The sequence below is a fragment of the Streptomyces sp. NPDC091287 genome (assembly GCF_044768525.1).
In the GTDB taxonomy this organism is placed as follows: domain Bacteria; phylum Actinomycetota; class Actinomycetes; order Streptomycetales; family Streptomycetaceae; genus Streptomyces.
Genome location: NZ_JBIVUV010000018.1, coordinates 216874 through 225100 on the forward strand (window position 1 = coordinate 216874; position 8227 = coordinate 225100).

General features: G+C 70.6%; 1 protein-coding gene. It reads left to right on the forward strand.

Annotated features, from left to right (window positions below; translation table 11 throughout):
- Positions 1–4: 4 nt before the first annotated feature.
- A partial coding sequence (locus tag ACIQRW_RS28745; RefSeq protein WP_403765423.1) for a beta-ketoacyl synthase N-terminal-like domain-containing protein occupies positions 5–8227 on the forward strand: 8223 nt, incomplete at its 3' end.

Below are 8227 nucleotides of genomic sequence, written 5' to 3' on the forward strand. Positions count from 1 at the left end.
GGAGATTCCGGCAATGTCAGAAGAGCAGAAGCTGAGGGATTATCTCGGCCGGGTCACCGCCCAGCTGAAGCAGGCCAAGCGCACACTCCAGAACCTGGAGGCCGCACAGAGCGAGCCCATCGCGATCGTGGGCATGGCGTGCCGCTACCCCGGTGGTGTGCAGTCCCCGGAAGACCTGTGGCGGCTCGTCGACTCCGGAAAGGACGCGATCGCCGACTTCCCCGCCAACCGGGGTTGGGACCTGGACGCGTTGTTCGACACCGATCCCGACCGCAGCGGCAAGTCCTATACGCGTGAGGGCGGGTTCCTCTACGACGCGGATGAGTTCGACGCCGACTTCTTCGGTGTGTCACCCCGTGAGGCCACGGCGACCGACCCGCAGCAGCGGCTGCTCCTGGAGTCGGCGTGGCAGGTGCTGGAGAGCGCGTCGATCCGTCCGGACTCCCTGCGCGGCAGCGATACCGGCGTGTTCGTCGGTGTGATGTCGCAGGAGTACGGTCCGAGCCTGCTGCACCCGTCGGTGGACGGCACGGACGGTTTTCTGCTGACGGGCAATCAGAACAGCGTCGCGTCCGGGCGCATCGCCTACACGCTCGGGTTCGAGGGCCCCGCGGTCACGGTGGACACGGCGTGCTCGTCGTCGCTGGTCGGTGTCCACCTCGCGGTGCAGGCGCTGCGCGCGGGCGAGTGCTCGCTGGCGCTGGCCGGCGGTGTCGCCGTGATGTCGACCCCGGGGTTCTTCATCGAGTTCTCCCGGCAGCGCGGTCTGTCCCCGGACGGCCGGTCGAAGTCGTTCGCGGCAGCGGCGAACGGCACGGGCTGGAGCGAGGGCGTCGGAATGCTGGCGCTGGCACGGCTGTCCGAAGCCGAGCGGCTCGGCTATCCGGTGCTCGGTCTCGTACGGGGCAGTGCGATCAACCAGGACGGCAAGAGCAGCCAGCTCAGCGCGCCGAACGGGCCGGCGCAGCAACGGGTGATGCGGCAGGCGCTGACGTCCGCCCGGCTGACTCCGTCCGATGTGGACGTCGTGGAGGCGCACGGCACCGGAACGGTCCTGGGGGACCCGATCGAGGCGCAGGCCGTCATCGCGACCTACGGCCAGGACCGGGAATCCCCGCTGTGGCTGGGCTCGTTGAAGTCGAACATCGGCCATACGCAGGCGGCCGCGGGTGTCGGCGGCATCATCAAGATGATCATGGCGATGCGCCACGGCGTGCTGCCCCGGACGCTGCACGTGGACGAGCCGACCCCGCACGTCGACTGGTCGGCGGGCTCCGTCGAACTGTTGACCGAGGCCCGGCCGTGGCCCGAGCTGGAGCGGCCGCGGCGGGCAGCCGTGTCGTCGTTCGGCATTTCCGGTACGAACGCGCACGTCGTCCTGGAAGCGGTGCCAGCCGCGGAGCCCGCGAAGCCCGCGAAGCCCGTCGAGGCGGCGCCGGTCCGGGTGCCTTACCTGGTGTCGGCCAAGACGCCCGACGCGCTGCGGGCACAGATCGGCAGGCTCCGGCACCACCTCGACCAGCACCCTGGGCTGTCGTCCGCCGACGTCGGGCTCTCCCTCGCCGAGCGCACCCAGTTCACGCACCGGGCGGCGCTGCTCGGCGACACGACGCTGGCCGAGGGCCAGGCGGGCCGCGGCGGTCTGGCGTTCCTGTTCACCGGCCAGGGATCGCAGCGCGCAGGCATGGGTCGCGAGCTCTACGAGACGTACCCAGTCTTCCGCGAAGCCCTCGACGCCGCACTCGCGGCACTCGGCATCCAGGACGAGTACTTCACCGGCGACCTCGACCGCACCCGCCTGACCCAACCCGCACTCTTCGCACTCGAAACCGCCCTCTACCGCCTCTACGAGTCCTGGGGCATCACACCCGACCACCTCGTCGGCCACTCCATCGGCGAAATCACCGCCGCCCACGTCGCCGGCATCCTCACCCTGAACGACGCCGCCCAACTCGTCACCGCCCGCGCCACCCTCATGGACGCCCTCCCCCACACCGGCACCATGACCGCCATCGAAGCCACCGAAGAAGAAATCACCCCCCACATCACCGACGGCGTGAGCATCGCCGCCGTCAACGGACCCACCTCCGTAGTCATCTCCGGCGACACCGACGCCACCGACCGGATCACGGAGAAGTTCCGCGAACAAGGACGCCGCACCAAACAACTCACCGTCAGCCACGCCTTCCACTCGCACCACATGGACGCGATGCTCGACGACTTCCGCACCGTGGCCCGTACCCTCACCTACTCCGCACCCCGGATCCCGGTCGTCTCGACCGTGAGCATCGGCAGTGACCTGACCTCGCCCGACTACTGGGTCACCCAGATCCGCGAGGCCGTGCGGTTCCACCACGCCGTCCTGGAGCTGGAGACACGCGGCGTCACCACCTACATCGAACTCGGCCCCGACGGTGTGCTCACCGCACAGGCCCAGCAGTCCGCCGACGGTGTATACGCGGCGGCGCTGCGGTCGGGCCAGGACGAGGCCACCAGTGTGCTGACCGCGCTGGGCACCGCCTACACCCACGGCCGGATGCCCGATACGCAGGCGCTTTACGGCGACGCGCACCGCACCGAGCTGCCGACGTACGCGTTCCAGCGGCAGCGGTACTGGCTCACCGCGGGCGCGACGAGCACCGACGCGACCGACCTGGGACAGACGCCCACCGGGCACCCGCTGCTGAGCAGTGTCCTGCGGCCCGCGGACAGCGACACCGTACTGTTCACCGGCAGGTTCACTCCTGGCACGTGGCTGGACGACCACACCGTGCTCGGCACCGCGATCGTGCCCGGCGCCGCGCTGGTCGACCTCGCCCTCCACGCGGCCGGGGAGACCGGGTTCGGCACCCTGGACGAGCTGGTCATCGAGGCGCCGATGGTGCTTACCGAGGCCGTCCAGGTACAGGTCAAGATCGTCGACGACACCGTGACGATCCACTCGCGGACCGACGGCGACTGGACCCTGCACGCCACCGGCACCCTGTCGAACTTCACCGTGCCCGGGGCCGATCTGTCCTGGCCGCCGGCCGCCGAGCCGATCGACGTGGACGAGATGTACGCGGCGCTGGGAGCGGCCGGGCTCCAGTACGGCCCCGCCTTCCGCAACGTCACCGCTGCCTGGCGCACCGGGGTGGCCGTGTTCGCCGAGGTCTCGGTGGAGAAGCACGCTTTCGGCGTGCATCCCGCGCTGCTCGACGCGGCTCTGCATCCGCTGGCCTCGACGGCCGACGAGCTGGCCCTCCCGTTCGCCTGGCAGGGCGTTCGGCTGCACACCCCGGGTGCCACCGCGCTGCGGGTCCGCATCGACCTCGGTACGAACGCGGTGCACGCCGTCGACGCCGAGGGCGCGCCCGTACTGACCGTCTCGTCGCTCGCGACGCGTCCGGTGACCGCGGATCAGCTGGCCACCCGCACCGACGGCCTCTACGAGAGGACCTGGGTACCGGTCACCCCGGTGCCCGTTCCCCACACCGTGCTCGACGTCCCGGATGGCAACGTCCATGACGTGACGGCGCGGGTTCTGCTGGCGTTGCAGGAGAAGCTGGCCGGCGACGGGACGATCGCGGTGGTCCGGCGTGGCGACGACCTCTCGGCCGCCGCGGTCGAGGGTCTCGTGCGGTCGGCCCAGACCGAACACCCCGGCCGGATCGTGCTGGTGGACACCGACGACAGCGTCGGCCTGTCCACGGTGGTCGGCGACGAGCCGCATGTGTCCGTCCGCGGCGGTGCGGTGCTGGCGCCGAGGCTCGCCCGCAGCACACGCCGCGGCCCCATCCCCTCGTGGGACGGCACGGTCCTGATCACCGGTGGTGCCCTCGGCACACTGCTTGCGCGGCACCTGGTGGAGCGGCACGGCGTACGGGACGTCGTGCTGGCGAGCCGCAGCGGCCGCGACACGGGGCTGGCGCACGTACGCAGCGTGGCCTGCGACGTCACGGACCGCGAAGCGCTCAAGACGCTGCTCGACGGCCTCCCCGGCCTGACCGCGGTCGTGCACACGGCCGGCGTCCTGGACGACGGCCCGATCGACACGCTGACCCCGCAGCGGCTGGACGCGGTCCTGCGTCCCAAGACCGCCGCGTGGCACCTGCACGACCTGACGCGCGACCGTGACCTCAAGGCGTTCGTGCTGTACTCGTCGGTCGCCGGCACGTTCGGCACGGCCGGCCAGGCCAACTACGCCGCCGCGAACTCCTACCTGGACGCGCTGGCCCGGCTGCGGCACCGTGAGGGGCTGCCGGCGGTGTCGCTGGCCTGGGGCATGTGGGACGACGGCATGGCCTCGCAGCTGTCCGACGCCGACCGCGGCCGGCTCGCCCGTGAGGGCTTCCTGCCGATCACCGCCGAGCACGGCCTCGCGATGCTCGACACGGCGCTGGGCCTCTCCGTGCCCACGCTGGTCGCGTCGCCGCTGAATCCGGCGGCGTTCCGCGACGAGGTGCCCGCGCTGCTGCGCGGACTGGTCCGCCCGGCGCGCCGGGCCGTCCCGGCCACCGATCTCGTCGGCAGGGTCGCCGGGCTGACCGAGGACGAGCAGCGCGCGCTGGTGCTGGACGTCGTACGCGAGAACGTCGCGGCGGTGCTCGGCCACACGGACCCGGGCGCGATCGACGCGGAGGCGCGGTTCGGCGCGCTCGGCTTCGACTCGCTGATGTCGATCGAGCTGCGCAACAAGCTGAGCACGGCGACGGGCACGAAGCTGTCGGGCACGGTGATCTTCGACCATCCGACGCCCGACGCGCTGGCGGAGTTCGTACGCGTCGCTCTGAGCGGCTCGCGTGTCGTCCGGGCAGCGGCGGTGGCGACGACGGCGGTGTCCGACGATCCGATCGCCGTGGTGGGCATGGCCTGCCGGTTCCCCGGCGGCGTGACGTCGCCCGAGGACCTGTGGCGCCTGGTCGCCGACGGGGTCGACGCGATCAGCGAGTTCCCGACCAACCGCGGCTGGCCCGACCTGTACAACCCGGACGCCGAGCGCACCGGCACGTCGTACGTGCGGCACGGCGGATTCCTGCACGCGGCCGACGAGTTCGACCCCGAGTTCTTCGGCATCTCGCCCCGCGAGGCGACGGCGATGGACCCGCAGCACCGTCTGCTGCTGGAGACCGCCTGGCACGCGCTGGAGGGCACGGGCATCGCGCCGGCCTCGCTGCGCGGCTCGCAGACCGGTGTCTACACCGGGCTGATGCACTACGACTACGCACCGCGCGTCGGCCAGTACGCCGCAGCGATGGAGGGGTTCGTCAGTACGAGTTCAGCGGCGTCGGTCGCGTCCGGTCGCATCTCCTACACGCTGGGCCTGGAGGGTCCGGCCGTCACGATCGACACGGCGTGCTCCTCGTCCATCACGGCGACGCACCTGGCGGCGCAGGCGCTGCGTACCGGTGAGGTCTCGCTGGCACTGGCCGGTGGCGCGACGGTCATGGCGAACCCGGACGTGTTCGTGGAGTTCAGCCGCCAGCGCGGCCTGGCCCAGGACGGGCGCAGCAAACCGTTCAGCGCCGACGCGGACGGCACGAGCTGGAGCGAGGGCGCCGGAGTGCTGGTGCTGGAGCGGCTGTCCGACGCGGTGCGCAACGGGCACACCGTGCACGCCGTGATCCGTGGCTCCGCGGTCAACCAGGACGGCGCGTCCAACGGCCTGACCGCGCCCAACGGCCCGTCGCAGGAGCGGGTCATCATGCAGGCGCTGGCCAACGCCCGCCTCGAACCCTCCGATGTGGACCTGGTGGAGGCACATGGCACGGGCACCACCTTGGGTGACCCCATCGAGGCCCAGGCCCTCCTCGCCACCTACGGCCAGGGCCGCCCGACCGACCGCCCGCTCCGCCTCGGCTCCCTCAAATCCAACATCGGCCACACACAAGCAGCAGCCGGTGTCGGCGGCATCATCAAAATGATCATGGCCATGCGCCACGGAACCATGCCCCAAACCCTCCACATCAACCAGCCCACCCCCCACGTCGACTGGTCCACCGGCGCCGTCACCCTGCTCACCGAAAACCAGCCCTGGCCCGACACCGACCGACCCCGCCGCGCCGCCATCTCCTCCTTCGGCATCTCCGGCACCAACGCCCACCTCATCCTCGAACAACCCACCCCCACCCAAACAACCCCACCCACCACCGAACCCGTCCCCTACCCCATATCCGCCAAAACCCCCCAAGCCCTCCAAGCCCAGATCACCACCATCCAGCAACACCTCACCGAACACCCCGAGCACCACCCCCACGACATCGCCCACACCCTCACCCAACGCACCCAGTTCGACCACCGAGCCATGCTGCTCGGCACGGAGCAACTGATCAGCGGGGCGATCGGCAAGGGCGGTCTGGCGTTCCTGTTCACCGGGCAGGGCTCGCAGCGCGCAGGCATGGGCCACGAGCTCTACGAGACGTACCCGGTCTTCCGCGAAGCCCTCGACGCCGCACTCGCGGCACTCGGCATCCAGGACGAGTACTTCACCGGCGACCTCGACCGCACCCGCCTGACACAACCCGCACTCTTCGCACTCGAAACCGCCCTCTACCGCCTCTACGAGTCCTGGGGCATCACACCCGACCACCTCGTCGGCCACTCCATCGGCGAAATCACCGCCGCCCACGTCGCCGGCATCCTCACCCTGAACGACGCCGCCCAACTCGTCACCGCCCGCGCCACCCTCATGGACGCCCTCCCCCACACCGGCACCATGACCGCCATCGAAGCCACCGAAGAAGAAATCACCCCCCACCTCGACGACGGCGTGAGCATCGCCGCCATCAACGGACCCCGCTCGATCGTGGTCTCCGGCGACAACACCGAGGACGTGGCCGCGCGGTTCCCGGACCGCAGGACCAAGAACCTCACGGTGAGTCACGCGTTCCACTCGCACCACATGGACGCGATGCTCGACGACTTCCGCGCGGCAGCAGGGCAACTGACCTACCGGAAGCCCACGATCCCGATCGTCCCGACGGTCGCCACCGACCTCGCGATGACCGACCCCGAGTACTGGGTCACCCAGATCCGCGAGGCCGTGCGCTTCCACCACGCCGTGGTGGAGCTGAAGACGCGCGGCGTCACCACGTTCATCGAACTCGGCCCCGACGGTGTGCTCACCGCCCAGGCCCAGCAATCCGCGGAGGGCACCTTCACCGCAGCGCTGCGCAGCGGACGCGACGAGACCACCACCGTCCTCACGGCGCTCGGCGCCGCCTACGTCCACGGGCGCGCGATCACCACACCTGACGCCACACAGCTCAGCAGCCTCCCCGGCTACGCCTTCCAGCGACAGAGCTACTGGCTCACGCGTACCGGCGGCAACGCGGCCGGCCTCGGGCTGGGCGAGAGCGGGCACCCGTTGTTGGGCGGGCTGCTCCGGCTCGCGAACGGTGAGAGCGCGGACGGTGAGAGCACGGTGCTCACCGGCCGGTTGTCGCCTTCGTCGTGGCTCGCGGACCACAAGGTACGCGGCACCGTCGTCGTCCCCGGCACAGCCCTGGTCGACATGGCCCTCCACGCAGGTGAACTCGCGGGCCACAGCACATTGGACGAGCTCGTCATCGAGGCTCCGATGCTGCTCACCGAGGCCGTCCAGGTCCAGGTCAAGATCGTCGACGACGCCGTGACGATCCACTCGCGCACCGACAACGACTGGACCCTCCACGCCACCGGCACCCTCAGCTCGACCCCCGCCACACCCCAGGAATTCGCCTGGCCGCAGGGCCAGGAGCTCGACACATCCGGGATCTACGCGACACTGGCGGACCTCGGCCTCGACTACGGCCCGGTGTTCCAGGGCCTCACCCACGCATGGCGCGACGGAGAGGTCCTCTACGCCGAAGTGGAAGTGCCGGAGCACGACTTCGGCATGCACCCGGCGCTGCTGGACGCCGCGCTGCACCCGGCGGCAGGCACCGCGGACAGCCTGGCGCTACCGTTCTCGTGGAACGGCGTCACCCTCCATGCGACCGGCGCGACGACACTGCGCGTGCGGATCACCCCGTCGGACGACGGGATCGCGCTGCACGCCGTCGACCCGTCCGGTCAGCCGGTGCTCACGGTCGACCGTCTCGTCACCCGCCCTGTCGGAGCCGACCAGCTCACCGCACGTACGGACGGGCTGTTCGAGGTCGTCTGGCCGCAGGTCACCCCGAACACCCGGACCACCGATCACACCCTGATCGAAGTCCCCACCGGCAACATCCACGACGTCACCGAACACACCCTCACCACCCTCCAA